The 26,223-nt window shown below is 72.7% G+C and carries 20 protein-coding genes and 1 pseudogene; 9 read left to right on the top strand and 12 right to left on the bottom strand.

Going from position 1 to position 26,223, the window contains the following annotated elements; translation table 11 throughout:
• Positions 1-11 precede the first annotated feature (11 nt).
• Positions 12-1,757, bottom strand: a complete 1,746-nt coding sequence (arc, locus tag RMN57_RS04835) for a proteasome ATPase (protein ID WP_313762117.1) — start codon at positions 1,755-1,757, stop codon at positions 12-14.
• Positions 1,754-2,827 carry a hypothetical protein gene (locus RMN57_RS04830; protein ID WP_313762116.1) on the bottom strand — a complete coding sequence of 358 codons (1,074 nt, stop codon included), beginning with the start codon at positions 2,825-2,827 and terminating at the stop codon, positions 1,754-1,756. The genes arc and RMN57_RS04830 overlap by 4 nt, the downstream gene beginning before the upstream one ends.
• Positions 2,828-3,567: 740 nt before the next feature.
• Between RMN57_RS04830 and RMN57_RS04825 the strand changes: the two are divergent.
• Both RMN57_RS04825 and RMN57_RS04820 read left to right on the top strand, forming a co-directional pair.
• Positions 3,568-4,107 (top strand): annotated as a pseudogene (locus RMN57_RS04825) (winged helix-turn-helix domain-containing protein).
• Positions 4,104-4,631, top strand: a complete 528-nt coding sequence (locus RMN57_RS04820) for a transposase (protein ID WP_313762115.1) — start codon at positions 4,104-4,106, stop codon at positions 4,629-4,631. The pseudogene RMN57_RS04825 and the gene RMN57_RS04820 overlap by 4 nt, the downstream one beginning before the upstream one ends.
• 35 nt (positions 4,632-4,666) lie before the next feature.
• Here RMN57_RS04820 and RMN57_RS04815 read toward each other — a convergent pair whose 3' ends face one another.
• The 3 genes from RMN57_RS04815 to RMN57_RS04805 form a co-directional block, all read right to left on the bottom strand.
• Positions 4,667-5,110, bottom strand: coding sequence for a hypothetical protein (locus RMN57_RS04815; protein ID WP_313762114.1), 444 nt, complete (start codon positions 5,108-5,110; stop codon positions 4,667-4,669).
• A 140-nt stretch (positions 5,111-5,250) separates the two neighbouring features.
• Complete coding sequence (locus RMN57_RS04810; RefSeq protein WP_313762113.1) at positions 5,251-6,042, bottom strand: maleylpyruvate isomerase family mycothiol-dependent enzyme; 792 nt, start codon at positions 6,040-6,042, stop codon at positions 5,251-5,253.
• Positions 6,043-6,213: 171 nt separating this feature from the next.
• Positions 6,214-8,520 (bottom strand): LuxR C-terminal-related transcriptional regulator, encoded by a 2,307-nt coding sequence (locus tag RMN57_RS04805; protein WP_313762112.1) that lies wholly within the window; start codon positions 8,518-8,520, stop codon positions 6,214-6,216.
• A 171-nt stretch (positions 8,521-8,691) separates the two neighbouring features.
• Between RMN57_RS04805 and RMN57_RS04800 the strand changes: the two genes are divergently transcribed.
• A complete protein-coding gene (locus RMN57_RS04800) occupies positions 8,692-9,081 on the top strand; it encodes an ATP-binding protein (RefSeq protein WP_313762111.1) in 390 nt (129 codons plus the stop codon).
• Between the two features lie 34 nt (positions 9,082-9,115).
• On the opposite strand, the gene RMN57_RS04795 is transcribed toward RMN57_RS04800, so the two are convergent.
• The gene (locus RMN57_RS04795; protein WP_313762110.1) at positions 9,116-10,540 is read right to left on the bottom strand and encodes an amidohydrolase family protein; all 1,425 of its coding nucleotides are present in this window, start codon (positions 10,538-10,540) and stop codon (positions 9,116-9,118) included.
• Positions 10,541-10,669: 129 nt separating this feature from the next.
• Here RMN57_RS04795 and RMN57_RS04790 point away from each other — a divergent pair, with 129 nt between their 5' ends.
• A complete protein-coding gene (locus RMN57_RS04790; RefSeq protein WP_313762109.1) occupies positions 10,670-11,500 on the top strand; it encodes a helix-turn-helix transcriptional regulator in 831 nt (276 codons plus the stop codon).
• Between the two features lie 12 nt (positions 11,501-11,512).
• Here the strand turns inward: RMN57_RS04790 and RMN57_RS04785 are convergent, their stop codons facing one another.
• Entirely contained in the window at positions 11,513-12,964 is a 1,452-nt protein-coding gene (locus tag RMN57_RS04785; RefSeq protein WP_313762108.1) for an amidase, read from the bottom strand.
• A gap of 126 nt (positions 12,965-13,090) precedes the next feature.
• Here RMN57_RS04785 and RMN57_RS04780 point away from each other — a divergent pair, with 126 nt between their 5' ends.
• Positions 13,091-13,717 carry a TetR/AcrR family transcriptional regulator gene (locus tag RMN57_RS04780; protein ID WP_313762107.1) on the top strand — a complete coding sequence of 209 codons (627 nt, stop codon included), beginning with the start codon at positions 13,091-13,093 and terminating at the stop codon, positions 13,715-13,717.
• Between the two features lie 108 nt (positions 13,718-13,825).
• Here the strand turns inward: RMN57_RS04780 and RMN57_RS04775 are convergent, their stop codons facing one another.
• Entirely contained in the window at positions 13,826-15,187 is a 1,362-nt protein-coding gene (locus RMN57_RS04775) for a GDSL-type esterase/lipase family protein (RefSeq protein ID WP_313762106.1), read from the bottom strand.
• A gap of 206 nt (positions 15,188-15,393) precedes the next feature.
• Here RMN57_RS04775 and RMN57_RS04770 point away from each other — a divergent pair, with 206 nt between their 5' ends.
• A complete protein-coding gene (locus tag RMN57_RS04770) occupies positions 15,394-15,528 on the top strand; it encodes a hypothetical protein (protein ID WP_313768090.1) in 135 nt (44 codons plus the stop codon).
• On the top strand, positions 15,497-15,901 hold the full coding sequence (locus RMN57_RS04765) for a DUF4436 family protein (RefSeq protein ID WP_313762105.1): 405 nt from the start codon (positions 15,497-15,499) through the stop codon (positions 15,899-15,901). Before RMN57_RS04770 ends, RMN57_RS04765 begins: the two co-directional genes overlap by 32 nt.
• A 128-nt stretch (positions 15,902-16,029) precedes the next feature.
• On the opposite strand, the gene RMN57_RS04760 is transcribed toward RMN57_RS04765, so the two are convergent.
• A complete protein-coding gene (locus RMN57_RS04760) occupies positions 16,030-17,166 on the bottom strand; it encodes an alkene reductase (protein ID WP_313762104.1) in 1,137 nt (378 codons plus the stop codon).
• 132 nt (positions 17,167-17,298) lie between these two features.
• On the opposite strand from RMN57_RS04760, the gene RMN57_RS04755 reads away from it, so the two are divergent.
• Entirely contained in the window at positions 17,299-20,667 is a 3,369-nt protein-coding gene (locus RMN57_RS04755) for a BTAD domain-containing putative transcriptional regulator (RefSeq protein WP_396327917.1), read from the top strand.
• On the opposite strand, the gene RMN57_RS04750 is transcribed toward RMN57_RS04755, so the two are convergent.
• The 3 genes from RMN57_RS04750 to RMN57_RS04740 are packed head-to-tail and all read right to left on the bottom strand — an operon-like array spanning position 20,629 to position 24,373.
• Positions 20,629-21,969 (bottom strand): MFS transporter, encoded by a 1,341-nt coding sequence (locus tag RMN57_RS04750; RefSeq protein WP_313762102.1) that lies wholly within the window; start codon positions 21,967-21,969, stop codon positions 20,629-20,631. The genes RMN57_RS04755 and RMN57_RS04750 overlap by 39 nt on opposite strands.
• Positions 21,970-21,973: 4 nt before the next feature.
• Positions 21,974-22,777, bottom strand: coding sequence for a GntR family transcriptional regulator (locus RMN57_RS04745; protein WP_313762101.1), 804 nt, complete (start codon positions 22,775-22,777; stop codon positions 21,974-21,976).
• Positions 22,778-22,837: 60 nt separating this feature from the next.
• On the bottom strand, positions 22,838-24,373 hold the full coding sequence (locus tag RMN57_RS04740; RefSeq protein WP_313762100.1) for a PTS transporter subunit EIIC: 1,536 nt from the start codon (positions 24,371-24,373) through the stop codon (positions 22,838-22,840).
• 518 nt (positions 24,374-24,891) lie between these two features.
• Here RMN57_RS04740 and RMN57_RS04735 point away from each other — a divergent pair.
• Positions 24,892-26,223, top strand: coding sequence for a discoidin domain-containing protein (locus RMN57_RS04735; protein ID WP_313762099.1), 1,332 nt, complete (start codon positions 24,892-24,894; stop codon positions 26,221-26,223).

The following is a 26,223-nucleotide window of genomic DNA, read 5'->3' as shown; positions in this document are numbered from 1 at the left end:
ACTGGATTCAGCTACAGCGCATAATTACTTCGACCGACTTCCACGGAACGGCCGGCGAGGCGCGATCCGTGCCTTGTCATGGTCCGAACGTATGAGATCTTCTCGCCCTTTCTTCCGGAGATGCGGGCCCAGTCGTCCGGGTTGGTCGAGCTGGTCAGGTCTTCGATCGATCTGATCTCGTCAGCAGCGGCCCGCAGGAGGTCGCGAGCGCTGAGGCCGAGGGGTCCTCGTCCGTCAAGGTATCGCGTGATCTCGAACATCTTCGCCCGGTCGACGATGTTGCGGATGGTGGCGCCGGAGCTGAAGTCACTGAAGTAGAGGATTTCTCGTTCGTTGTTTTCGTACCGAACCTCGAGGAACTCGTTGGAGGCGTCATTGGAGTAGATGTAGTCGATGGTGAGGTTGATCATGTTGTCCAGTGCCGCCGCGGTGTCCCCGTTGTAGGCGTCGAGGTCGTCGGGGTGAATTGGCTCGTCGGGTCGAAGGTGCTTCGAAAGGATCTCTCGCGCGCCCTTGTAGTCGGGGCGGTCGATTCTGATCTTCAGATCGAGCCTGCCGGGGCGAAGAACGGCCGGGTCGATCATGTCTTCGCGGTTGGAGGCGCCGATGACGATGACGTTGTTCAAGCCTTCTACCCCGTCAATTTCAGCGAGAAGCTGTGGGACGGTTGTGCTCTCTACATCCGACCCCGACCTGCCGCGAGCTCGGAACAGGGATTCCATCTCGTCGAAGAAGACGATGACGGGCATTCCCTCGCTCGCCCTCTCCCGGGCGCGCTGGAAGATCAGGCGGATCTTCCGTTCGGTCTCGCCGACGTACATGTTGAGCAACTCGGGGCCCTTGATGCTGAGAAAGTAGCTCTTGCCGCGAAGACGGCCAGCACCGAGCTTCGCCTTCTTCGCCAGAGCATTTGCGATCGCCTTGGCGATCATGGTCTTTCCGCAGCCGGGCGGACCGTAGAGGAGAACGCCTCTGGGGGGTCGGAGGCTGACCTGTCGGAAGAGCTCGGGATGCGCATAGGGGAGCTCGACGGCGTTGCGGATCTGGGTGATCTGCTCGCTCAGACCACCAATCTGTTGATAGTCCACGTCCGGCACCTCGTCGAGAACCAGTTCCTCGACCTCGGTCCTGGGGATGACTTCGAATACGTTGCCGGAGCGAGGCTCAAGCAACAGTGCGTCGCCGGAATGCAGGGCAGAGCCGTCGAGCGAATCGGCGAGCTGGACCACCCGGTGTTCGTCGGTGTGCCCGATGACCAGGGCGCGCTCACCGTCCTCCAGGATCTCCTTGAGGGTGACGATGTCGCCGATGCGCTCGAAGGCCATCGCGTCCACGATGTTGAGGGCCTCGTTGAGCATCACCTCCTGGCCGCGCCGCAGCTGGTCGAGGTCGACGTTGGGGCTGACGTTCACGCGGAGCTTGCGCCCCCCGGTGAAGATGTCGGCAGAGCCGTCCTCGTTCTGGTTGAGGAAGGTGCCGAAACCGGCCGGGGGCTGTGCCAGCCGGTCCACTTCCTCCTTGAGGGCCACGATCTGGTCGCGGGCCTCGCGCAGGGTGGAGGCGAGCCGTTCGTTCTGGTCGGTCACGCCGGTCAGGTTGGTCTGGAGCTCGACGATCCGCTCTTCGAGGATTGTCGAACTTCGCGGAGGGTCGGCGAGCTTGCGGCGGAGCACGTCGATCTCCCGTTCAAGTCGCGCGACTTGATCTTTCGGATCTTCCGCTGATGACTCCCCCTGCTGGCTTTCGTGGTTATTCATCTAAGGCCCTCTCGGTGGAGGATCACGTCGAGGGAATCCTCGATCTCGGGACGAAAGAGAATGGCGCCCCGAACGCGCAAACGGGGATCACGGAGCAGCATCGAGAGGACGATCACGTCGCACGGATCGCCTGCAGGCAATGTGCCTCGGCTCTTGATCTCCTCGACCAGGATCGACAGCTTGTCGGATTGGTCGCCCACCGCTGTCATGAGGTCTGCCAGTTCGCCCAGGTTGGTGAGTCCCGCAGTCGTTGCGAGGGACACCAGGCCGTTGAGCGAGTTGCGGAAATGTTGGCCGTCCTGGTCGTGAGTCTGCTCGTCGGTCGCGAACCCCGAGGAATCTGCAACGCGCTGTACGGCTGCGAGCGGAAGCTTGTGCCAACTCGCCAGGACGGAGTCGAAGTTGAGCGGGAGGTTGTGCCATTCCTCGACTGTTACCTGATGTGCATAGTTGGCGCGCAGGTTCTCCACCTCGACGCGAAAGGCTCCAAAGAGCTCGTCGCCGGTCTCGAGGAGTGCGGCCAATCGAAAGAGCTTTCGCCGAACCTCGGCGGGGACGGCATCCTCGTTCTTGTAGTCCAGCGCATGACTGATGACACCCCAGGCGTGTTGCAGCACTGTCCTGACTTGAAACTCGGCCCGAAATCCCGCATATTCCTGATATTCGGTCAGTGTGCGGCGTTCTTCGGACAGCCGCGCGATCACATGTAGGCTCTGATAGCCGAAGGCATCAGGGGAGGCCGCGCGGCGACTTTCCTCCTTCAGGACGTCGAATTCACGTCGGATCAGGTCTCTGACCGCGTCGACATCATTTAGGTAGAAGGTTACGATTCGCACCCCGCAGAGGTCTTCTGCATCGGACAGTCGTTGGTAGTCCGGATGTCGGGCGAGCTTCCTCTCAAGGCTTTCGAGTTCTTTGGCGCGCGCCTCGATGGTCTGATACTTGATCCCCTGCATATTGCAGAGATTCGTTGTGAGAGCTTCAACGGTGTTGCTGAATCGCCGAAACTTTGGAAGCTCGATCTCGTAGGTCCTTAGCGCCGCGCTGCGAGGCACGTCTTCGCCGAACACTTCAGCCTCCCTTCGGGCGGAAGATGCCAGATCTTAATCAAGCTCGAAGCGTGTGCGTGACAGATGATAACCTTGCGCCACATCTGCATGAGGTCACACCGCTGGCGAGGCACCTGAAGTCACCAATCGCACCGATGATCATATTGGCAGCCCATCTGCAAATCGCGATGGCGTGCAGTTCGAGGTGATCGACTATTGGGAATTCTTGACTGAAGAGTATCTGTGGATCAGAACCGTTGGTTCGCCGCTCCAGGGAGAAGTGCACCTCGGTGCTGACGCGGATTCGTGCCGTGAGTGATGCGGAGGTCGAGGAGCGGGCGAATTCGCCGGGTGTGAGTGTGTCAGCAGCCGGACGAAGCGGCCGCTGCGCTCGGCGCCGCCCATGGACTGCCACTATCAGCTCACCCCGCTCGGCATCCAGGCATTCGAGCTGCACATTGCCGAGGCAATGACCGGCAGCGGCTTGCCCTGTCGGGCGGCACGCCCAGGCAGTGGGTCTGCCGGCAGGTCACCGGGGTCTGGCGGGATGGCTGGGTGCAGGCGAAACCCGGTCGTCGGCGAGGCCGAGAAGGCCGCCGGGGCGTGCGGTCGCTTCATCCACCCCGCGGCCCGGGTCATGGGCGGGAGCGTGGGGTCGCCGCGTTGCGGCACCCACAGTCCGAGGCCGCTACTGAACCTGAAAGCGTGATGTCGGGGCCGTTTGCCTGATATCTGATGGGCGGGTCCGGTAGCCCTGGGCTGTGAGATACGCGCAGGGCGGCGGGTTGACCGACGCCGAGAGGGCCGCGCGGGAGCGGATCCGGCTGCAGGCCGTGGAACGCTTCGAGAGCGGGGAGAAGAACCGGGAGATCGCCTCCGGGTTGCGGGTGAGCGAGCGGTCGGTGGAACGATGGCGCCAGCAGTGGCGTGAGCGGGGGGAGGCCGGGGTCCTCTCGAAGGGCTCACCCGGCCGTCCGAGGCTCAGCGAGAGCCAAATCGCCAAGCTGGAGCTCGAGTTGGAGTGAGGTCCTCTCATTCACGGCTGGGAGGACCAGCGCTGGACGCTCGCCCGGGTGAAGACGCTGATCGGCCGGCTGCTCCACATCAGCTACACCGTCGAGGGGACCTGGGCACTGCTCAAGCGCCACGGCTGGTCCTGGCAGCAGCCGATGCGTCGGGCCGTCGAACGGGACGACCGGGCGGTCGAGCTGTGGAAGAAGGAGGTCTGGCCACAGGTAAAAGCGCCGCGGCGGCTCGGGGAGCCTGGCTGGTCTTCGAGGACGAAGCCGGGCAGACCATGAGACCGCCGCGCGCCAGGACCTGGGGCCGCATCGGGTGCACGACAGTGGTCCGCGTCCGCGGTCGCGGCTCCGGCCGGGTCTCGATAGCCGGGATGGCCTGCTACAAGGCAGGCCATCGCTCCCGCATGATCTACGGCTTCCGTGTCCATCGCGGCCGCAAGGGCGAGCGCAAGGGCTTCAGCTGGCAGGACTACCGCGACCTGATCCTGCGGGCCCGCATCCAGCTCGGCGGCCCGATCGTGCTGGTCTGGGACAACCTGTCCACGCACCTGATGCCGCCGATGAAGGAGTTCATCGCCGCCAACGAGGACTGGTTGACCGTCTTCCAACTGCCCTCCTACGCACCAGATCTCAACCCGCAGGAGGGCATCTGGCCCCTGGTCAAACGCGGCATCGGCAACCTCGCCGTCGCCAACGTCGACCACCTGGCGAAGATCGTCCGCACCCGCCTCAAGAAGATCCAGTACCGTCCACATTTGATCGACGGCTGCCTCATCCAGGCCGGCTTGGAGATGGGCGAGTGACCTGGTCTCAGCGACATTGCTCAGATTCGTGAGCTCTACCAGGCAGGACGCTGGTCCTGGCGCGACGTAAAGATCCAGCCAGGAACGGCCGTATCCGCTGTCTTCGGCCGCCACAGCAGGCCCGGCTCGGGTGGGAACTCGTCCGTGGCCGGCGCAGGAGTGTAGTAGCGCCCGTGGCCGGGAAGCGGCACCTCGGTCAGAGCCCCCTCCTGCATCATCCACAGCCCGAAGCAGTCGTCTTCCTCGTCGTGGATCAGCACCTGCACGCTCTCCGGGTGCGGCCACGCAAGGGACTCCAAGTGCCGAAGCAGCCCGGACCGGGGGCGCATCCGGTTGAACTCGATCACCCACCCGCCGGCGAACAGGCCGAGCGGCTCGAAGCTGCCTTGCCAGCTACGCGAGTCGTCCGGCCGCGTCAACGGTTCCATGATCTCGTCCGCGTGCGGCGCCAACACAATGACCTGCGCGATTCTGCTCATGCCGCAGTATCAGCGCAGGCCATGCGCCAGCATCAAGCGAATTTCAGAGGTGACGGACGAGGCGATCAGGCCCGGACAAGCCGGCCGGGGTGCTTTCGTCCGCCCGACATCACACTTTCAAGTTCAGTAACCGGCCGGGCTCAGAACTCGGAGTTGGCGAACCAGCGAGCCAGCAGCTCCTGGTCTCCGGTGTGCTCGAAGGCCCCCGCGTCGAGGGGGAGGCGGCCGTAGACGAGCAGCAGCAGGTCGGCTGCGGTGCCCCGGACGGTCGCGTCGGCGACAGCTGTGCGTGCGCCGTCGGGGTCGAGCCCGAAGCCGTCGGGCCCGAGCCGGACCAGCCAGTCGCCGTCCGCCTCGGTGGACGTGAAGCGGATGGTCTCGCCGTCGCCGCGGAGGTTGGCCACCTTGGGGGCGAAGGAGGCGGCGAAAGGCAGGTTCACCAGGAACTCGTCCACGCCGTCGACGGCGAGCGCACGGTCGATGCCGGGCCGGATCCCCAGCGCCAGCTCCGCGTCGACCCGGTGCACCAGGGTCTCGAACAGCATCCGACGCGCCCAGAACCGGGCGTGCGGATCGGCGCCCCACGCCCACATCGGGGTATCGGGGTCGGTGGCCGCGAAGGCGTCCGCCGCCTCGGCCGCGCTGTCGGCCAGCCAGTCGGCCCAGCCGTCCTCCCGAGCCGGCAGCCGCAGGTCGACGTCGCGGCTGCGCGGGGGCTCCTGGATGCGCCCGCGCAGCAGGACGGAGAACCAGCGCTGGACGCTGCCGGCATGCCGGACCAGGTCGGCCAGCGTCCAGCCCGGGCAGCCGGGTACCGCGGTCGCCAGGTCGGCGTCCCTGACCGCCGCCACGAACCGGGCGGTCTCGGCCGCGACGGCGGCGCGGTGGTCGACCGGTGGCGTTCCGCGGTCGGGGCGGTCGGAGGTGCTCACGGTGAGATGCCTTTCGGGAGGTTGATGGTTGGGTGCCTCAAGTAATGTGCCCGACGACGGTAAGTCTCAATGGTTGAGAATGTCAACCAATCCAGCCGCCAGCCGGCAGCCGCCAGCCGACAGCCGGCCGTCGCCCGCCGTCACGGCCGACCCGCCGCTCCGCCGGAGCGGTCAGGCGTCGGGTGACGCGGCCGGGCGCCGCTCGGTCACCCAGGCGGCGATCTGGGCACGCGAGGTGAAGCCCAGCCTGGTGAGGATGTGCTCCACATGGGTCTCGGCGGTGCGGCGGGAGAGGACCAGCCGAGCCGCGATCTCCTGGTTGGTCAGACCCAGCGTGACCAGCTCGGCGACCTCCCACTGCCGTCTGGTGAGCGGAGACCGGACCGCCGCGGCCTTCGACGCGGACGGGGGCTGCGCCGACTCCTCCAGGGCGAAGGCGACCGCGGCGCCGACCGGCATGTCCCTGCCCGCCCGCGCGGCCTGTTCGAAGGCCGCCTCGCCGAGCGCCGTGCGGGCCCGGGGCAGATAGTCGCGGCGCGGCCGGAAGACGGGGAAGTACGACTCGGGCCCGGCGCCGATGCCGTGCCAGAGGCCCTCCGCCGCCCCGGCGAGCACGGCCGCCCGGTCGTGCTCCGCCCGGACGCCGGCGAGCGCGGCGAGCGTCTCCAGGGCGAAGGCCAGGCCCGGCCGGCTGTCGAGCCGCCGATGGCAGCGCAGCGCCTCCCGGGCGGCCGCTTCGGCCTGCTCCGGTCGGCCGCCCGCCGCTTCGACGTGGGCGATCAGGGTGAGGCCGAGCGCCCGCCACCACACCTCGCCGCGCCGTGACAGCCATGCGAGGCACTCGTCCAGCACGTGCCGGGCCCGCGCGAGGTCCCCGGCGAGGATCAGCGCCACGCCCAGGAAGAGTCCGGTGTTCACCTCGTGCTGCAGGGCCTTCGCGGCGCGCATCCGGTTCAGCGCCTCGCCGAGCAGTGCGGCGGCCCGGTGGGCATCGCCCTCCAGCAGGGCGGCCATGCCCGGAAGGTGCGTGGTGTAGGCGATCTCGGCCCGGTCGCCGAGCTCGGCCGCGGAGTGGGCCGCCTCCGTCAGCAGGCGCAGGGCCGGTCCGACGTCGCCCTGCCAGATGGCGTACGACCCGGACAGCCGCAGGCCCGCCACCCGCTCGCGACTCGGTCCGGACGAGGCCGACAGCAGCCGGTCGAGCCAGCGGCGCGCCTCGCTGTGGTGGCCGCCCATCGCCCAGTACTCGTCCAGCCCCACCGCCAGGCGCAGCCCGGCCAGGGCCTCCCCCGGCTCGTCGGCGCAGAACTCCAGCGCCGCCCGGAGATTCGGGTACTCGGCGTCCCAGGTCGCGACCCAGGCCGCCTGGTCCGGCCCCATCCACTCGGCGGCGAACCGGGCGGCCAGCCGCTCGTACCAGTCGCGGTGCCGGCGTCTCACCCGCCGTCGGTCCCCCGCGGCGACCAGCAGTTCCTCGCCGTACTCGCGCAGGGTCTCCAGCATCCGGTAGCGGACCCGGCCGCGGTGCTCCTCCCGCGTGACGATCGACTTGTCGACCAGGGAGTCGAGCAGGCGGAGCGCCTCGCCGGGGTCCAGCCCGTCGCCCGCGCAGACGTGCTCGGCGGCGGCCAGATCGATGCCGCCGTAGAACACCGAGAGCCTCGCCCACAGCAGCCGCTCGGGCCCGGTGCACAGGTCGTGGCTCCAGTCGATCAGCGCGCGCAGCGTCTGCTGCCGCGCGGGCGCGGTGCGCCGGCCGAGGCTGAGCAGCCGGTACCGTTCGTCGAGCCGGGCCTCGATCTGCTCGACGGTCAGGCTCCGCAGCCAGGCCGCCGCCAGCTCGACGGCGAGCGGGATGCCCTCCAGGCGGCGGCAGAGCCGGGCGACGGCGGCGGTGTCGGCGGTCTCCGGAGCGAAGCCGGGCAGTACCGCGGCGGCGCGGTCGAAGAACAGGCGGACGGCGTCGGACCCCGCGACCGCGCCGGGGTCCGTCGTCCCGGGCACCGGCAGCGGCGGCACGGGAACCCGGACCTCCCCGGCCGCGCCCAGCGACTGGCGTGCGGTGGCGAGAACCCGCAGCTCCGGGCAGCCGCGCAGCAGCCGGTCCACCAGGGCGGCGCAGGCCTCGACCAGGTGCTCGCAGTTGTCCAGCACCAGCAGCAGCCGGCGATCACGAAGACAGGTCTCGACGGCCGCGTGCGCGGGTTGCGCGGTCGCGGTGCGCAGGCCCAGCGTGTCGGCCACCGTCTGTGCCAGCAGTGCCGGGTCGCGCAGCTCCCCGAGCTCGACCAGCCACACACCGTCCCGGTGGACGCGGCGCAGCTCGCCCGCCACCCGGAGCGCCAGTCGGGTCTTGCCCACTCCGCCGGGCCCGGTCAGCGTGACCAGCCGGGAGGCCGACAGGAGCCGCTTCACCTCGGCCACCTCGTGCCGGCGGCCGACGAACGCGGTCACCTCGGCCGGCAGCTTGCCGATCATGTTTCGAGTCTAGGTCCGCCCGCCGTGGTCGCGCCGGGTCGGCGTCCGACCGCTCCCGGGGCGGGGGTGCGTTTAGGTATCCGCATACGCACTTCCCCCGATCCGGGGCGGCCGGACGCACGGGCAGCCTGAGTCGTGGCCCATCACCCGAAGCGACACACCAGGGAAGCCATGACCGTCACGATCATCACCGACACCGTCGAGTCCCTGAGCGCGGTCCGACGCGACCTCGCCGACCAGCTGTACACGTGGGAGCTGCCCGGCCTGGTCGACGACGCCGTCCTGATCCTCTGCGAACTCGCGACCAATGCCCTGACGCACGGCGCCGGACCCGTCTGGTACCGCCTGCGCCGCATCGTGGATCCCGCCGGCGGGGGGACGGTCCGCCTGGAGGTCGGTGACCACGGCCCGGGCCGCCCGGCCGGCTCACTCCCGGGAGCGCAGGCGCCGGCCGACGCCTGCCACGGCCGAGGGCTCCACATCGTCGCCTCGCTGGCCGCGGCCTGGGGAACCGCCGTCCTGCCGCACGGCCACCTGGTCTGGGCCGAGCTGCCCGGATGAGGCGGTCGGGGCCGGAGGCATGCCGGCGGGCGGATCAGAGCGCCGGGCCGCGGGCCGTGCGGAGGACGTGATCGCGGGAGGCGGCGGCCTCCGCCCGCAGCGCCGGCAGGTCGACGTCGAGGACCCGGCCCGCCCATTTGCGGACCTGCCCGCCGATGAGGACGGTGTCGATGTTGCGGGCGTCGCTGCCGAGGACGACGGTGCCGGTGGCGTCGTTCAGCGGCAGGTTGTTGATCTCGTCGGTGGTGATGACCAGCAGGTCGGCCTGCTTGCCCGGCGTCAGGGAGCCGGTGACCGCGGCCAGGCCGCAGGTCCGGGCGCCGTGCAGGGTGGCGAAGCCCAGGACGTCGTGGGTGTCGATGCGCGTCGGCTCGCGGTCGGTGCCCTGCGCCGCGTTGACGGCCCGCATCCGCTGGACGGTGTGCAGGGCCCGCATCTGGGTGAACATGTCGCCGGCCAGGGCGACTTCGACGTCGATGCTCAGGCCGGGCCGGACTCCGACGGCCAGTGCCTCGTCGATGGCGGGTACGGCGCTCTCCAGCCCGATCTGGGCGTCCGAGGTGGGGGCGAGGGACACCGTGGTGCCGCTGTCCGCGATGGCGCGCCATGCGTCGGGGCTCAGCGCGGTGGCGTGGATCAGGGTCAGGTGCTCCCCGAGCAGCCCTTGCCGTTCCCAGGTGAGGATCGCCTCGGAGGACGCTCGTCCGAAGACCGCGTCGACGCTCACGCCGATGCCCAGCTCCTCGGCCGTGCGGGCGAGTTGCGGTCCGTAGGCCAGGTCGGGGCCCGCCACCCGGTCGGTGGCGAGGGCGGCGAGTCGGAAGGTCGTCAGGGCGTCGCCGTACTGCTCGTGCAGGCGGGCCAGGTCGGCGGGCCACTGGTGGTCCCAGGTGCCGAAGTGCGGGCCCATGGCGGCGTGGACGCCTCGGATGCCGCTGTCGACCAGGGCCCGGACGGCGGCATCGGAGTGGGCGGCGCTGCGCGAGTTGTGGGAGAAGTCCAGCATCGTGGTGATGCCGGCGTCGACGGCGGCCAGGGCGGCCAGCCTGGTGCCGACGTACATGTCGTGGGGCCGGTAGGCGGGGGCGAACTCGGCGAGCGTGGTGGAGACGTAGCCCGCCAGGTCGTTCACGTCGGGCATGATCCGGCGCAGCTGGGCCTGCCAGGCGTGGCGGTGGGTGTCCACGAAGCCGGGGGCGAGGACGGTTCCGGCGGCGTCCACCACGATCGCGTCCGCCGCCGCCCCGTGGGCGCGGAGGTCGGGGCCGACGGCGGCGATGGTGCTGCCGACCACGAGCAGGTCGCCGGTGTCGAGGATCCCCAGGGCGGGGTCCATGGTGAGGACGGTGGCGCCGGTGAACAGGATGCGGCGGCCCGGGTCGCCGGCGGTTCGGCGCAGCCGTTCCAGGAGGGGGAGGCGTGCGGTGTCGGTGGGGCGGTGGATCTGGTTGCTGCTCATGACCACCCAACCTGGCACCTGCGCGGTGGGCCTTCCAGGCCACGTTGTTCCCGGGTGCAGCGTTCCTGGGTGCACCGCACCATGGACCAGGCCTTCGGCTGGTGGGAAACCGACTCTAGTCTCGGGGGCATGCGCACTGACGAGACCCTGTCGCGCGGCAACCCCCTCGGGGAGTACCTGCGGGCCCGCCGTGAACAGCTGCCACCCGAGCTTGCGGGCATCACCGCCGCCGGCCACCGAAGGGTGTCCGGCCTTCGGCGGGAGGAGGTCGCCCTGCTCGCCGGGGTGAGCACCGACTACTACACGCGCCTGGAGCAGGGGCGCGAGCGCAATCCCTCCCGGCAGCTGTTGCACGCCGTCGCCCGCGCGCTCCAGCTCGACGAGGACGCCGTGGCGCACCTGGTCCACCTGACCGCCCCGCCCGGGCCCCGCCGCCGCAGGCGGGGCCCGGAGCAGGTGTCGCCCGCACTCCGGCAGTTGCTGGGAGCGCTGGCCACCCCTGGCCTCGTGCTCGGCCGCTCGCTGGACGTCCTGGCGCTCAACCCCCTCGCACACGCCCTCTACGCCTCCTTCGCGCGGACGGACAACCTGCTGCGGATGACGTTCCTCGATCCGGCCGCGCGGTCCTTCCACCGCGACTGGGACGAGGCGGCCAGGGCCTCGGTCGCCGCCCTGCGCAGTGCGGCGGGCCGGGACCGCGAGGACCGCGGGCTGATCGAGCTGGTCGGTGAACTCGCCCTCAGGAGTGCCGAGTTCCGGGTGCTGTGGGCTCGGCACGAGGTGCACGGCAAGTCGGGCGGCGCGAAGCGGTTCCGCCACCCGCAGATCGGGGACCTCGATCTGACCTTCGAGACGTTCACCGTCAACAGCTCCCCGGAGCAGCAGCTGGTGGTGTACCAGGCCGCCCCCGGCACCGCGTCCGCCGAGGGCCTGGCCCTGCTCCGCGCTCTGGCTGCGTGAGGGGGCCGGCCCTCAGCGGCCCGGGTGGTTTCCGGCCCAGACCGAGGGGGTCCGGTCCGACCACGGGCTCGCCTGTTCGAGCTGTCCGGCGAGGCGGAAGAGGCGGCCTTCGCGCCCGTACCCGGCGGCGAACTGCATGCCGACCGGAAGTCCCGTGCCGGCGTCGGCCGTCACCGGCACGGACATGGCGGGCGTGCCGGCGACGTTGAACGCCGCGGTGAACGGTGAGAGGTCCAGGATCCGGCGGAGCCAGCCGAGGCCGTCCAGCGCCTCCGCGCCCCGGCCGTGGGTGCCGAGGGGCACCGGCAGGTCCGGCACGGTCGGGGTCAGCAGCACGTCGTACGCGTCGAAGTACCGTGCCAGGCTTCGGGCGACCAGGTTGCGGACCGCCAGCGCGGTCACGAACTCGGCACCGCCGACGCGCTGCCCGTAGTGGTAGCCGGCGAGGGTCGGCGGTTCGAGGGTCGAGGAGTCGACGGGCCGGCCGGAGGCGGCGGCCAGCTCGTCGATCGAGGCGGTGAGGTTCGCCGTCCAGAGCCGGGCGTTGGCCAGGACGAACTGCTCCCAGTCGACTCCGAGTTCGGGCTCGGCCTCCTCGACCCGGTGGCCGAGGGATTCCAGCAGGCGCACGGTGCGGGCCAGCGCGGCGGCGACGGGCGGGGTGGTGCGGTGCCCGCCCCACGCGTGGGTGAGGACGCCGATCCGCAGGGAGCCCGGAGGCCGGGTGACCTCCTCCGCGTACGGCCGGGACGGCTCCGGGGCGACGTACGGGTCACCCGGCTCCGACCCGCGGATCCGGTCGAGCAGTGCCGCGCTGTCGCGCACGGTGCGGCTGACGCTGCCGTGCACGGCCAGGCCGTTGTAGATCTCGTCGACGGCGGGGCCCACCGGCACGCGGCCGCGGGTCGGCTTCAGCCCGAACAGGCCGTTGTAGGCGGCGGGTATGCGGATCGAGCCCGCGGCGTCGGTGGCGTGCGCGATCGGGACGATCCCGGCGGCGACGGCCGCGCCCGCGCCTCCGCTGGACCCGCCGGCGCTCCGCGTGAGGTCCCACGGGTTGCGGGTGGCGCCGTACAGCACGGGCTCCGTCGTGGTGCTGTAGGCCATCTCCGGGGTGGTGGTGCGTCCGAACGTCACCAGGCCCGCGCGGCGGAAGCGCGCCATGAGGGTGGAGTCGGCGCCGGCGACGTGACCGGCGGCGAGGCGGCTGCCGAGTTCCGTCCGCCGCCCGGCCATGGTGACCCCGAGGTCCTTGATCAGGAACGGGACCCCGGCCAGCGGTGTGCTGCCGGGGCGGGGCTCGTCGTCGGCCGGCCAGGTCTCCACGACGGCGTTGAGCTGCGGGCCGACCGCCCGGGCGGCCGCTCGTGCGGCCGCTTCCAGTTCGGCGGGGGTCACCTGCCTCCGGGCGACCAGTTCCGCGAGCCCGACCGCGTCGAAGCCCGCGTACTCGCTGATGTCCACTGGCACTCCTGTGATCGAGAACGGTACCGACCAGTCCTTGGTGATACCGCTCGGTATCGTGTGGAACGGACTGGTACCGTAGCAGGAAGTGAAGGGACCGCAACCGACCGGAGGCCACGAGCAGCCATGACCTCGCCCGCCAGACGACCGAGCCGGGTGGCGAAACTGCCGCCTCGTGAACGCATCCTCGACGCCGCGGAGGAGCTCTTCCAGAGCGAGGGGATCCGGCGGGTGGGCGTCCAGGCGATCGCCGACAAGGCCGAGACCACCAAGATGGCGATCTACCGCCACTTCGAGACCAAGGACGAGCTCGTCGCGGAGTGGCTGCGGATCGTCGCCGCCGACTACCGGGCGGCGTTCGACCGGGTGGAGGCCGAGCACCCCGGGCGGCCTCGGGAGCAGATCCTGGGCGTGGCCCGCTTCATCGCCGACGGGTTGCCGGCGGTCTCGTACCGGGGCTGTCCGTTCATCAACTCGATCGCCGAGCTGCCCGACCGCTCCCACCCCGCGCGGCTGGTGATCGAACAGCACAAGGAGCGGCAGACCCGCCGACTGGTCGGCCTGTGCGCGCAGGCCGGACTCACCGACCCCGAACAGGCGGCGGCCGAGATCACCTTCGTCCTCGAAGGCGCGCAGGTCAGCACGCAGAACGGAAGCATCGACCGGACGGGGGAGCGCCTGATGCGGACCGTCGAGGGGATCGTGGACCGGTACCGCCCGGCCGGGGACGTGCCCGGGTCGACCACGCCTTGACGTCGACCACCGGCTGACGGGGGGACAACGTGTGCGAGCACGTCGTCGAGCACCCGGTCGACCGGGGCGGCGGTCCGATCGGGCCTGATCGGACCGCCGCCCCGGGGATCACCGCAGGCTGTCGAGGTCGATGCTGTCGGCCACGGCCCGGTAGCCGCGCGGGCTGGGGTGGAGGTGGTCGCCGCAGTGGTAGCCGTCCGGGATGCCGCCGGTGCCCGCCGGGTCGACGGCCCGGTCGAAGTCGGCCACCGCGTCGTACTCCCCGGAGGTGCGGATCCACTCGTTCAGGTCGCGGCGCAGCCGGTCGGTCTCCGGCGTCCAGAAGGGTGCGCCGCCGAAGGGCATCAGGGTGGCGCCGACGGCCTTGACCCCGCGGACGTGGGCGGCGCGGATCAGGGTGCGGTGGGCATCGATCAGCCGCTGGAGGGTGACGGGCGGGTCGTCGCGGTCCACGCCGCAGATCTGGTCGCCGGTGCGGAGGATGTCGTTCATGCCGTGGGAGACGATCACGGTGCCGACGTTCGGCAGGTCGAGCACGTCGCGCTCGAAGCGGGACAGTGCGCTGTCGCCGGCGCAGGCGGAGTCGGCGAGCATCTTGTTCGAGCCGATGCCGGCGTTGAGCACGGGCCGTGGCCGGCCGGCGGCGACGAGCCGTTCGGCGAGGAGGTCCGGGTAACGGTCGTCCCCGTCGACGGTGGCGCCGAACCCGTCCGTGGTGGACTCGCCGAAGGCCACCACCGCCCTGCCCGCTCGTGGCGCGCCGCTGACCTCGACACCGCTGAGGTAGTACCAGGACCCGTACCCGGGGCGGACGGCGTCGCCGAACGCCGTCGCGGCGGTGTCGCCGCGGTGGTCGCCGCCGGCCCGGTAGGTGGTGGTCATGGAGAGCTGGTGATGGGTGGCCGGGCCGGTCGGGCCGTCGAAGTAGAGGGTCAGCGCCACCCGGTCGCGGGCCGCCGCCGGGAGGCTCACCGGGTCGCTGAGGACCTCGCCGCCGGCGGGGACGACGACGGACTCCCGGTGGCCGAACTGCACCGGCCGTAGCGTCCCGGGGACGACGGCCGCCCCGTCGGCGGCCCGGCCGACGCTGGCTCCGGTCAGCCGCAGGGGAGCCGTGCCGTAGGCGTTGGACAGCCGGAAGCGGACGGCCGTGCCGCCCGCGCCGAGCCGCACCACCTGCCGCACCGACTGGTGGTCGAAGCCCTGCACGGCCCAGGTCGCGAACCAGGGCGCGCCGGAGGGCCGCATCATCGGCGCGGACCAGGCGGCCGACCAGTGCCGTGCGTGCGCCGGGCCGGACGAGGCGGGGGCGGTGGTCGCGGCGATCGACAGGGCGGTCAGCGCGGCGACGGTGGCGGCGCGGGTGAGCGAGGTCATGGTGGCCTTCCTCGGGGCGGCGGTCGGGTTGGGGGCGGCGGTCGGGCGGGCCGGGTGCGGCGACTCGCGCCGCAGGTTCTCCCGTCCGCTCACGACCCTGACCCCGCGCGGCGCGGGAATGTGACACGGGGGCAGTCGGCCCGCTTCTCCGAGCCGGTGCGGACGGGCCCGCGGCATCGGCCGCCGGCGGCCCGTGAGCGGATTCCCCCGAACGGCGGATGCGTGCCGTGGCGGATCCCGGCCCGCCGGTCAGTAGCCTGCGGAGCCGGACCCGACGCCACCCACCGGAACGAGGCCCCATGGCGCACCCCCGCTCGTCCCGCCGGTCGAATCCGCAGCCCGGGGCCGCGCTCGGCGTACCGGCCCCGGTGGACGGCCGCACCGCAGGCGGCCCCGCCGGCGGTGCGGCCGTCCACGGCACCACCCCGGCGTGAGCTCCTCCCGGTTGCGCGGCAACCGTTTCCGCGCAGCACCTTCATCCTGGCCTGGTTCATGATCGCGGCCATGTGGGCGCTCGCCCTGGCGGTCATGGCCGGCGCCGAGGTGCTCCACCGCAGCCGGCAGGGGATGGTGTGGCCCTCGCTCGGCTGGATGGCCGCGACCCTCTTCGCCCTCGTCGGCATGCGCAACGCCGCGCCCGGCTCGCCGCCGATCGGTTCGCTCATCGACTACGTGGCGTTCTTCTGGGCCGAGGGCATCATCGCGGCGTGCCTGGTCGTCACGGTCGTCTCCGGCAGCCGGGTCGAGCGGCGCAGACGGGCGGAGGCCGAGGAGGCCGCGGGGGCCGCACCCGCCACCGGGCCGTGAGGACGGGCCCGACGGCCGGTCGGGGGCCGGTCAGGGGCCGGTCGGGGGTCGGTCGGGCGACCGGTCGCGGGGGAGGGCGCACCGCCTTGCCCTCCGTCGGCCGGTCGGCCCCTCGCCTGCCGGGTTCTTCAGCCGAGAGCCGGGTAGTCGGTGTAGCCCGTCTCGCCGCCCACGTACATCAGGTGCGCGTCCCGGATCGGGTTGAGCGGCGCCCCGGTGCGCAGCCGGGCGACCAGGTCGGGGTTGGCCAGGAAGGCGCGGCCGAGGGAGACCAGGTCGGCGCCGGCCGCCAGCAGGCGCTCGGCGGCGGCGCGGCCGCCGTCGGCGGGCAGGGGGCCGGGCCAGGGCAGGGCCGGGTTCGCGATCAGCGTGCCGGACCAGGCCTTGCGCAGGGTGTGGAACAGCGGCTGGTCCGGGTCGGCGAAGACGACGTGCAGGTAGGCCGGGCCCAGGTCGTCCAGAGCACTCAGGAGCGCGGGGTAGACGTCGTCGACGTCGTCCTCCGCCATGGCGTTGGCGGTGACGCCGGGGGCGATCCGCACCCCGACGCGTTCGGCACCGACCGCCTCGACGACCGCGCGGACCACCTCGACGGTGAGGCGGATGCGGTTGGCGACCGTCCCGCCGTAGCCGTCGGTGCGGTGGTTGGTGTGGTTGGAGAGGAACTGGTGGAGCAGGTAGCCGTTCGCGGCGTGGACCTCGACCCCCGCGAAGCCCGCGTCCACCGCCCGGCGCGCGGCGGCGGCGAAGTCGGCCACGGTGGTGCGGATCTCCTGCTCGGTCATCTCGCGCGGCACGACGTTGTCCCGGTGCCCGGACGGGGTGACGATCGTTCCGGGCAGCGGCACCGGTGACGGGGCGAGCGGGTGGAGCCCGCTGGTTTCGGGGTGCCCGACCCGGCCGCCGTGCTGCAGCTGGAGGAACATCTGCCCGCCCGCCGCCCGGACGGCGTCGGTGACGCGACGCCACCCGGCCACGTGCGAATCGTCGTGGATCGCCGGGATGTTGGGGTAGGTGGCGCCCACCGCGTTCGGCGTCGTGGCCTCCGCGATGATCAGCCCGGCCGAGGCGCGCTGGGCGTAGTACGTGGCCATGATCGGTTCCGGTACGCCCGCCGCGCTCGCACGGTTGCGCGTCATCGGGGCCATCACCAGGCGGTTGGCGAGCTGCAGGGCGCCGAGCCGGGTGGGCCGGAAGAGCGCGGAGTCCGTGCCGGCCGCCTCGGTGTCCGTGGCCGCCACCGGAACCGTGGTGTTCGTGCTCATGATCGTGCTCCTTCGTCGTCCGTCCTGGTGCCGGCCGGGCTCTCCGGCCTGCTGATCAGACGATCCCGCAGCGCGCTTCGGCTCTGCTGATGCTCCGCTGACGGTCCATCGGCAGCCCGGCCCGACCGGCTGATGATCACGCTGTGTAGGGTGTGTCCCATGAGGTTCGGGGTGCTCGGCCCGCTGGCGGTGTGGGACGGTGACGGTGCGCCAGTACGGGTGCCCGAGACCAAGGTGCGGGCCCTGCTGGCCGACCTGCTGCTGCACGAGGGCCGACCGGTGTCGCCCGACCGCCTCGTGGACGACATCTGGGGGGACTCCGCGCCCGCCAACCCCGCCAACGCGCTCCAGGCCAAGGTCTCCCAGCTGCGCCGCGCGATCGGCCGCGACCGGGTGACCCACCACCCCGCCGGATACCGGCTCCGTCTCGACGACGGCACCGCCCGGGTCGACGCCGCCTGCTTCCGGGAACTGGCCGACCGGGCCCGCGGCGAGACCGACGCGCGTGCCCGGGCGGCCACGCTCACCCGGGCGCTGGACCTGTGGCGCGGACTCCCGTACGCCGACTTCGCCGACGAGGAGTTCGTCCGCCCGGCCGCCCAGCGGCTGGCCGAGGAACGGCTCGCCGTCGTCGAGGAACTGGTCGAGGCCCGCCTGGAGTTCGACGATCCGCTGCTGCTCGGCGAGGTGGCCGAGCTGGTGGACCGGCACCCGCTGCGCGAGCGGCTGCGCGCCGTCCAGCTGCGGGCCCTGTACCGGGCCGGTCGGCAGAGCGAGGCGGTCGCCGCGTACGGTGAACTGCGGGCGCTGCTCGTCGACGAGCTGGGCCTCGACCCGAGCCCCGAGCTGGCGGCGCTGCACGAGGCGATCCTGCGCCAGGACGCCGCCCTCCTGCCCGCCGCCGTGCCGCAGGCCCGGCCGGCCCCGGCCCGCTCGCCCGCCGGGGCCCCGGAAGCGGCCGCCGCCCGCGCCGCGGAGCCGGGTGCGTTCCACCGCTCGAAGCTGCCCGTCCCGCGGACCGGGCTCGTCGGTCGCGGCCCCGCGCTGGACGCCCTCGCGCGGCTCGTCCGCACCGAGCGCCTGGTCACGTTGACCGGCCCCGGCGGGGTGGGCAAGACCCGGCTCGCCCTGGCCCTCGCGCGCCGCCTCGCGGACGACCCCGAAGGCGGCGCACCGGACGGGGTGCAGCTCGTCGAGCTCGCGGCCCTGCCGGCCGACGCCGCCGACCTCGCCCAGGCGGTGGCCGCGGCGCTCGGCATCCGCGGGACCGCCGTACCGGCTGCGCCCCCGGGCCCCCTCTGCCCCGCGCTGGCCGCCGCCCTGCGCGACCGCCGGGCCCTGCTCGTCCTCGACAACTGCGAGCACGTGATCGAGCCGGCCGCCGAGCTCGTCGCCGTGCTGCTGGACACCGCACCGGAGCTGCGCATCCTCGCCACCAGCCGGGAGTCGCTGCGGCTGACCGGCGAGGTGGTGTTCCCCGTCGCCCCGCTCGACCCGGACGCGGCCGCGCAGCTGTTCACCGAACGGGCCGCCGCGGCCGCGCCCGGGTTCGTCCCTCCAGCCCGGGACGGCGGGACGGGGGCCGACGGAACCCGGGCCGGCGGGACGGGGGACGACGGGACGCGGGCCGCCGTCGCGGAGATCTGCCACCGCCTGGACGGCATCCCCCTCGCCCTGGAGCTCGCGGCCACCCGTGTGCGGGCCATGGGCGTCCGGGAGCTGGCAGCGCGCATCGGCGACCGGTTCCGGGTGCTCGGTTCCGGGCAGCGCGGCCTCCCGGCGCGGCAGCAGACCCTGCGCGCGGTGATCGACTGGAGCTGGGACCTGCTCACCGCACCCGAGCGGACCGTCCTGCAGCGGCTGGCCGTTCCCGCCGGCGGCTGCTCCCTGCAGGCGGCCGAGGCGGTGTGCGCCGGAGGCGGCATCGCCGGTGACGACGTCCTCGATCTGGTCGGCCGCCTGGTCGACCGCTCGCTCGTGCAGGCCGCGCACACCGGCGACGGCCCGCGCTACGTCCTGCTCGAATCGATCGCGGCCTACGCCCGCGACCGGCTCCACGAGGCGGGCGAGTTCCCGGCCACCGCGGCTCGGCACGCCGCCTACTTCCGCGACCTGGCCGAAGAGGCCGAAGCCGACCTGCGCGGGCCTCGACAATCGCTCCGACTCGCGCTTCTGGATGCCGAGTCCGCCAACCTCCGCGCCGCGCTCGACCACCTCCTGCGCACCGGCGACCAGGACGGTGCCGCCCGCCTGGCCGCCGCCCTCTGCCCCTGGTGGCTGCTGCGCGGCCGCCTCCACGAGGCCGGACGCGCGCTCGCCGCCGTCCTGGAAGCCGTCGCCCGCACCCCGGCCACCGCGTCCGTGCCCGCGTCCGCGCCCGCGCCCGCATCCGCCACGCCGCCCCTGTCGGCCTCGGCCTCCGCGGAACTCCACGTCCTGGAGGGCGCGTTCGCCATGCTCACCGGCCGGCGGCCACCCGAACGGGACTGCCCCGAGGCGGACATCGCCGATCCCGTCCGGCGCGGCCGGGCGCTGTGGCTGTTCGCCCACGGCCTCCACCACGCGGGCGACCCGGTGGCGGCGCACGCCGTCGGCACCCGCGCCCTGAACCACTGCGCCGCCGCGGGCGACCGCTGGGGCGCCGCGGCCGCCCGCGCCCTGCTGGCCCGGACCGCGCTGGCCACCGGCGACCTGGCGCAGGCCCGCCGAGAAGGCCGTACCGCCGCCGCGGAGTTCCGCGAACTCCACGACGGGTGGGGGGAGTTGCAGACCGTGCCGACCCTCGCGGCACTCGCCGAGATCGAGGGCGACTACGCCGACGCCGAGTCCCGCCACGCCGTCGGGCTGCGCCTCGCCGAGCAGCTCGGCCTGGCCGTGGAGGCCTCCGCCTGCCTCGCGGGCCTGGGCCGGCTCGCGCTCCTCGCCGGCGCATGGGAACGGGCCCGACTGCTCCACGAGCAGGCCCGTCGCGCGGCCGTCGAGCAGGGCCACCTCTTCGGCGAGGTGTTCGCCGTCATGGGCCTCGCCCTGGGCGCGCGTCGCGCCGGCGACCTCGACGACGCGGAACGCCACCTCAAGGCGATGCGTGACGACTACCCGTCGTCGCTCGGGGGGAAGCACCTGATCGAGGTGGAACTCGGCTTCGTCGCCGAACTGCGCGGCCTGCCCGCCCGGGCCGCCGCCCACCAGGCCCGCGGCCTGGCCCACGCCCGGCAGCTGGATGAGCCGCGCGCCCTCGCCCTCTCCATGGAAGGCACCGCCGGTGCGGCCGCGGCCACCGGCGCCACCGAGGGGTACGTCCGCGCCGCGCTGCTCCTCGGCGCCGCCGACGCCGCCCGCCGAGACGCCGGCGGCCCCCTTCCGCCCGGCGAACGCGCGGACGTGGACCGGATCGCCTCCGCGGCCCGCACGGCCCTCGGCGCGGATCGCTTCGGCACCGTCTTCGACCAGGGTGCGTCCCTCTCACTCCCGGTCGCCGTCCGCACCGCCACCGAAGCCTGACCCGGAGACGGCGGCCGGTTCGCACGGCGTGCCGGGCCCGGGGCGCCGGGGGAGGCCGACACCGGCCGGACCCGGTGCCCTGCGCATGCTGCGGAGCGGTGAGGCGAAGGCCGGGACGAAGCTCAGCGTCATGCCGACCGCCCCGAGCGTCATCGTGGCCCTCGCCCCCAGGGCGGCGCCCGCGGCTGCGCCCAGCAGTCCACCCATTGCCAGGCCGCACCCGGACAGGAACCGGGTGGTGGCGCTCATCCGGCCGAGCATGCCGACCGGGGTGAGCGCCTGTTGGACGCTCGACTGGGCGACGAGGCGGACGACTCCGCCCAGGGAGAGGGCCGCGAGCCCGACGGCCGCCACGGGGACGGTCCAGCCGGGGTGGGCCCACGGCATCAGGGCTGTCGGCGGACAGGTGACGAGCGGTGCGAGCCAGATGACCGGGCCGGGGCCGAATCGCGCGGTCAGGCGTTCCGACCAGAGCGCACCCACCAGGGCGCCGCAGCCCATCCCCGCCAGGACGAGGCCGATGCCGGTGGAGTCGAGGCGCAGCTCCCTGGACAGCAGGACCAGCAGCATGGCCTGGTACCCGGCCAGGAAGAGGGTGAAGCAGGCGTCCCCCAGCACGGTCGCACGGAGCACGGGGCCCGTGAGAACGAATGCCAGGCCTTCCCCGATGCCACGGAGCAGCGGGGGCCGGTCGGCGGGTCCCGGTCTCCGTTCGCGCTTCCGGATGCCGATCGCGAGGAGTCCGGACGCCGCCATGGCCAGCGAACTCGCGAGGAGCGCGGCCGGGGCGCCCGTCCAGCCGGCCAGCGGGCCGGCCACCGCCGGACCGCCGATGCTGGTCACCGAGCGCACCGCCGAGAGTTTCGCGTTCCCCTCGACGAGCTCGTCGCGCTCCACCAGGTGCGGGAGGCAGCTGACGTGGGCGGCGTCGAAGACGGCGGTCAGCGCGCCGTGGACCGCGGCCGCCGCGAAGAGCCGATCCACGGTGAGGAGACCGGCCCACCACGCGATCGGAATCGTCGCGAGCGTCAGCGCCCGCACGAGGTCGGTGCCGATCATGACCGTCCGTTTCGGCAGGCGGTCGACCCACGCGCCGGCCGGCAGCCCGGCCAGGAGCGAGCCGGTGGTGACCACGGCGGTCAGCAGCCCGACGTGGAGCTCGTCAGCGTCGAGGGCCGTGACGGCGACCAGCGGAAGTGCCAGGAACATGATGCGGTCGCCCAGTTGACCGGCAGCGGTCGCGGCGAACAGGCGCCGGAAGTCGTGGTTGCGCAGGAGTCCGGGGCGCGGGGCTGACGGCATGCGGTCACCGACCCCCGGTCGTGGTCCGGCGTCCGGCCGGATCCGATGGTGCGGGGTGGTCGACTCCGAACTCGTAGACCACCTGGCGTCGTCCGTCCGGAACGACGATGTCGGCGGTCTCCACGGGGCGTCCGCCGGTGTCGTAGATGGTCCGCTCGATCCGGAGCACCAGGTCCCCGGCGCTGATGCCGAGGAGATGCGCCTGTTCCCGGGTGGCATGGGCGGGGCGGGGCCGCTCGACGACGGTGTGGACCAGGACACCGATGGAGTGCATGCGGTGGACCACGCCCCTGCCGGCGAGCGGTCCGGCCTCGGGGAGCACGATCGGCGTGCCGCCCGTGACGGCCATCGGCTCCCAGGACCGCGAGAGTTGGACGGGCCGGCCGTCGGCGAGGAACTCGTAGTGGGTGGTGACGCAGGGATCGCCGGGGCTGATGGCGAGCCGCTCGGCCACCGCCGCGGTGGCGGGGACGTGCACCCGGCTGTGCGCGTCCCAGGAGGTGGCACGGCCCCGCTCCTCCGCCGGGTCGGGGAGGGGGGAGCCGGCCAGGTGCTCCCGGTGCCGGGAGCGGATCACCGGCAGGCGCTCGGGCGGGACGCTGACGTAGGTCCCCGATCCCGCGCGCCCCTCCAACAGGCCATCGGAGATCAGGCGTTCGACCGCTCGCTGCGTGACGTTCCGCCCGACCCCGTACTCCTCGGCCAGCCTCAGCCGCGACGGCAGGCGCGCCCCGACCTCCCACTCGCCCGCACGGATGCGGGCGCGCAGCGCGTCGCTGACGGCAAGGTACGGCGCCTCCCTGGGCAATGCGGCTCCTCCGGTCGTCGTCCCGCACGGCCGCCCTGACTGCCGGACGGCCTGAACAAGCTATTCGACGGACCGGAAGCTGCTGGAGTAGCTGTCGGCGGCCGGGCCGCGCCCCGGTGCGGTGGCGTCGAGCTCGTCGAGCATCTCGCGGGTGAAGCCGAACCAGTAGGTGGCCAGCAGGCCCGTGGTGTAGCCGGTCGCCAGGCCGGCGGCGTAGACGGCCGCGCCGACCGCGAAGCCGCGGGATCCGGTCAGCAGGGGGAAGAGCGCCCAGCCGGAGGGACCGATGGCGGTCGAGCCGACGGTGGCACCGAGCTGGCCCAGCAGCCCGACGACGGCCCCGCCGCAGGCTCCGCCGAGGCAGGCCGTGACGAACGGTCGGCCGAGCGGGAGCGAGACCCCGTAGATCAGCGGCTCGCCGATGCCGAGGAACCCCGCGGGGAGCGCGGACCTGATGGTCGCCCTGATCGAGGCGTTGCCGCGCAGTCGCAGGTAGACGGCGACGGCGCAGCCGACCTGCCCGGCCCCGGCCATGGCGAGGATCGGCAGCAGCGCGGTGGAGCCCTGCTGCTGGATCAGGGTGGTGTGGATCGGGATCAGCGCCTGGTGCAGGCCGAGCATGACCAGGGGGAGGAACAGGCCGCCGAGGACCAGCCCGGCGAGGGCGCCGCCGTGGGACAGCAGCCAGGTGGCGAACTCGCCGATCGCCGTGGCGGCCTCCCCGGCCAGGAACATCAGGCCGTACAGGGTGACCAGGCCGGTGACGAGTACGGTGACCGTGGGCGTGAGCAGGACGTCGAGGGCGTCGGGCATCACCCGGCGGGTCCACCGTTCGACCTGGACCGCGAGCAGTGCGGCGGCGAGTGCGCCGATCACCCCGCCCTGGCCCGGCGCGAGGTGGTGGCCGAAGACCTCGACCTTGGCGACGCCCGCGTAGACGATCACACTGGCCACGGCGGCGCCCAGCACGGGTGTGCCGCCGAACTCCTTCGCCGTGTTGTAGCCGACGAAGACGGCGAGCAGGGACATGAACCCCGCGGAGATCGCGGTGAGGGCGGGCACCAGTCCGGGGGCCCGCCCGAGGTTGGTGAGCGCGCCGCCGAGACCGGCGACGATGCCGCACCCGACCAGTGCGGGGATCAGCGGCACGAAGACGTTGGCGATCCGGCGGAGCACGAGCTTGACCGGGGTCGCGTTCCTGGCCCGGGCCTGCGCCTTGATCGCCGCGCCGCGCCGGGCCAGGTCCTCGGCTCCGACCGCGGCACCGGCGGCAGGGCCGGGCCGGGCGGCGGGGATCTCCCGAGCGGCGCCGTCGTCCTGCCGGACCCCCGGCTCCGGCGGCCCGTCGACGAGCGCCCGGAATGCGGCGGTCACCCGGGTGACGACGCCCGGGCCGAGGACGATCTGACAGGTGTCGTCGTCGACGACGCCCAGAACGGCGGGAAGGGCGCGGAGCCGCGCCTCGTCGACCCGGGAGCGGTCGTGCAGGCCGAGCCGCAGCCGGGTCATGCAGTGGGCGACGGAGTGGACGTTGGCGGGGCCCCCGACGAGCGGGAGGATGGCTTCGGCGGTGGCACGGTGTTCGTCGTCGGGCATGACGGGCCTTCCGTGGGCTCGGTGCGGAACGTCGGAGCTGCCGGGGCGCGTCGCGTGGGCGACCGTCGGCGCGGCGGAGCGACGCGGCGGCGGTCGGCGCGTGAGCGAGCCGGGGACCACCAGGATGGCGCGCCCGGCCCCGCGGGCCGCGCGGGCGGCGTCCGAGCCACGGTCGTGTCGTTCCGGGCGTTCCGGGTCGTACGCCGGGCCGGGCCATGAGGGGCCGTACGCCGGGCCGGGCCACGAGGGGCGGAACGGGCGGAAGTTCGGCCCCTCCGACTATTGGTAGGTAACTTTACTATCCATTACGCTGTCGGTCGGCGGCTTGGCGCGGCGCCCGCTCCCGATGGGGCGTGACGCGCTCAGTGAGAGCTCTGACCCGGCCGCTGCGGTGGAGCGGTCGCCGCCTACCCGGTGAGTTCGTGTGCTGTGAACCGGAGTCCAGCTCTCGCCGTCTCTCAAGGTCATGGAGTCCAGGGATGCGTCTGGGTGTCTCGGTAAGGCCTGTTCGTGTCGGAGTGTTCGCCGCCGTGCTCGCGCTGCTCGGCGGCCTGTTGCTCGGCTGGTCCGGGCGGGCGGGAGCGGTGGGCGATCCGCTGCTCTCGCAGGGGAAGGCCGCGACGGCCTCGTCCACCGAGGGGTCGTCGTACGCGGCGGGGAAGGCGTTCGACGGGAGTACCTCCACGCGGTGGGCGAGCGCGGAGGGGAAGGACCCGCAGTGGCTGCGGGTGGACCTCGGGGGGAGCGCCACCGTCTCCCGGGTGAAGCTGAGTTGGGAGTCCGCCTATGCGAAGGCGTACCGGTTGGAGGTGTCGGCGGACGGGGTGACCTGGACGACGGTGGCGGAGGAGAAGGCCGGGAACGGCGGGACGGACGACTGGGCCGGCCTGGGCGGCAAGGGCCGCTACGTCCGGATGTACGGGACGGCGCGCGGGACGTCGTACGGGTACTCGCTGTTCGAGATGCAGGTGTACGGGGTGCCGGACGGCAGCCCGTCGCCCACCAACCCGTCGCCGACCGGCCCGTCACCGACCGGGACGACGCCGGGCGGGGCGTTCACCGTGGTGGCGGCGGGCGACATCGCCGCGCAGTGCACCGCCTCGGACAGCGGTTGCGCCCACCCGAAGACGGCCGCGCTGGCCCAGCGGATCAACCCGCGGTTCTACCTGACGATGGGTGACAACCAGTACGACGACGCCCGGCTGGCGGACTTCCGGAACTACTACGACAAGACGTGGGGGGCGTTCAAGGCGAAGACCCACCCGGTGCCGGGCAACCACGAGACCTACGACCCGGCCGGGTCGCTCGCCGGCTACAAGGCGTACTTCGGCAGCATCGCCTACCCGCAGGGGAAGAGCTGGTACAGCTTCGACGAGGGCAACTGGCACTTCGTCGCCCTGGACTCCAACGCCTTCGACCAGAGCGCCCAGATCGACTGGCTGAAGGCCGACCTGGCGGCCAACGCGAAGAAGTGCATCGCCGCGTACTGGCACCACCCGCTGTACTCCTCGGGCGGGCACGGCAACGACCCGGTCTCCCGGCCGGTGTGGAAGATCCTCTACGGCGCCAGGGCGGACCTGGTGCTGAACGGGCACGACCACCATTACGAGCGGTTCGCCCCGCAGGACCCGGACGGGAAGGCCACCGCGGACGGGATCGTCGAGATCGTCGGCGGGATGGGCGGCGCCGAGCCGTACCCGATCGAGCAGGTCCAGCCGAACAGCCAGAAGCGGATCAGTGGCGACTACGGCGTGCTGAAGCTGGACTTCACCGACTCCGGCTACGGCTGGACCTACGTCGGGGCGGACGGCCAGGTCAAGGACACCGGCCCGACGTACAGCTGCCACTGA

The sequence above is a fragment of the Kitasatospora sp. CM 4170 genome, from assembly GCF_032110285.1.
Lineage (GTDB): Bacteria > Actinomycetota > Actinomycetes > Streptomycetales > Streptomycetaceae > Kitasatospora > Kitasatospora aburaviensis.
This window is presented reverse-complemented; position numbering and strand designations above follow the sequence as displayed.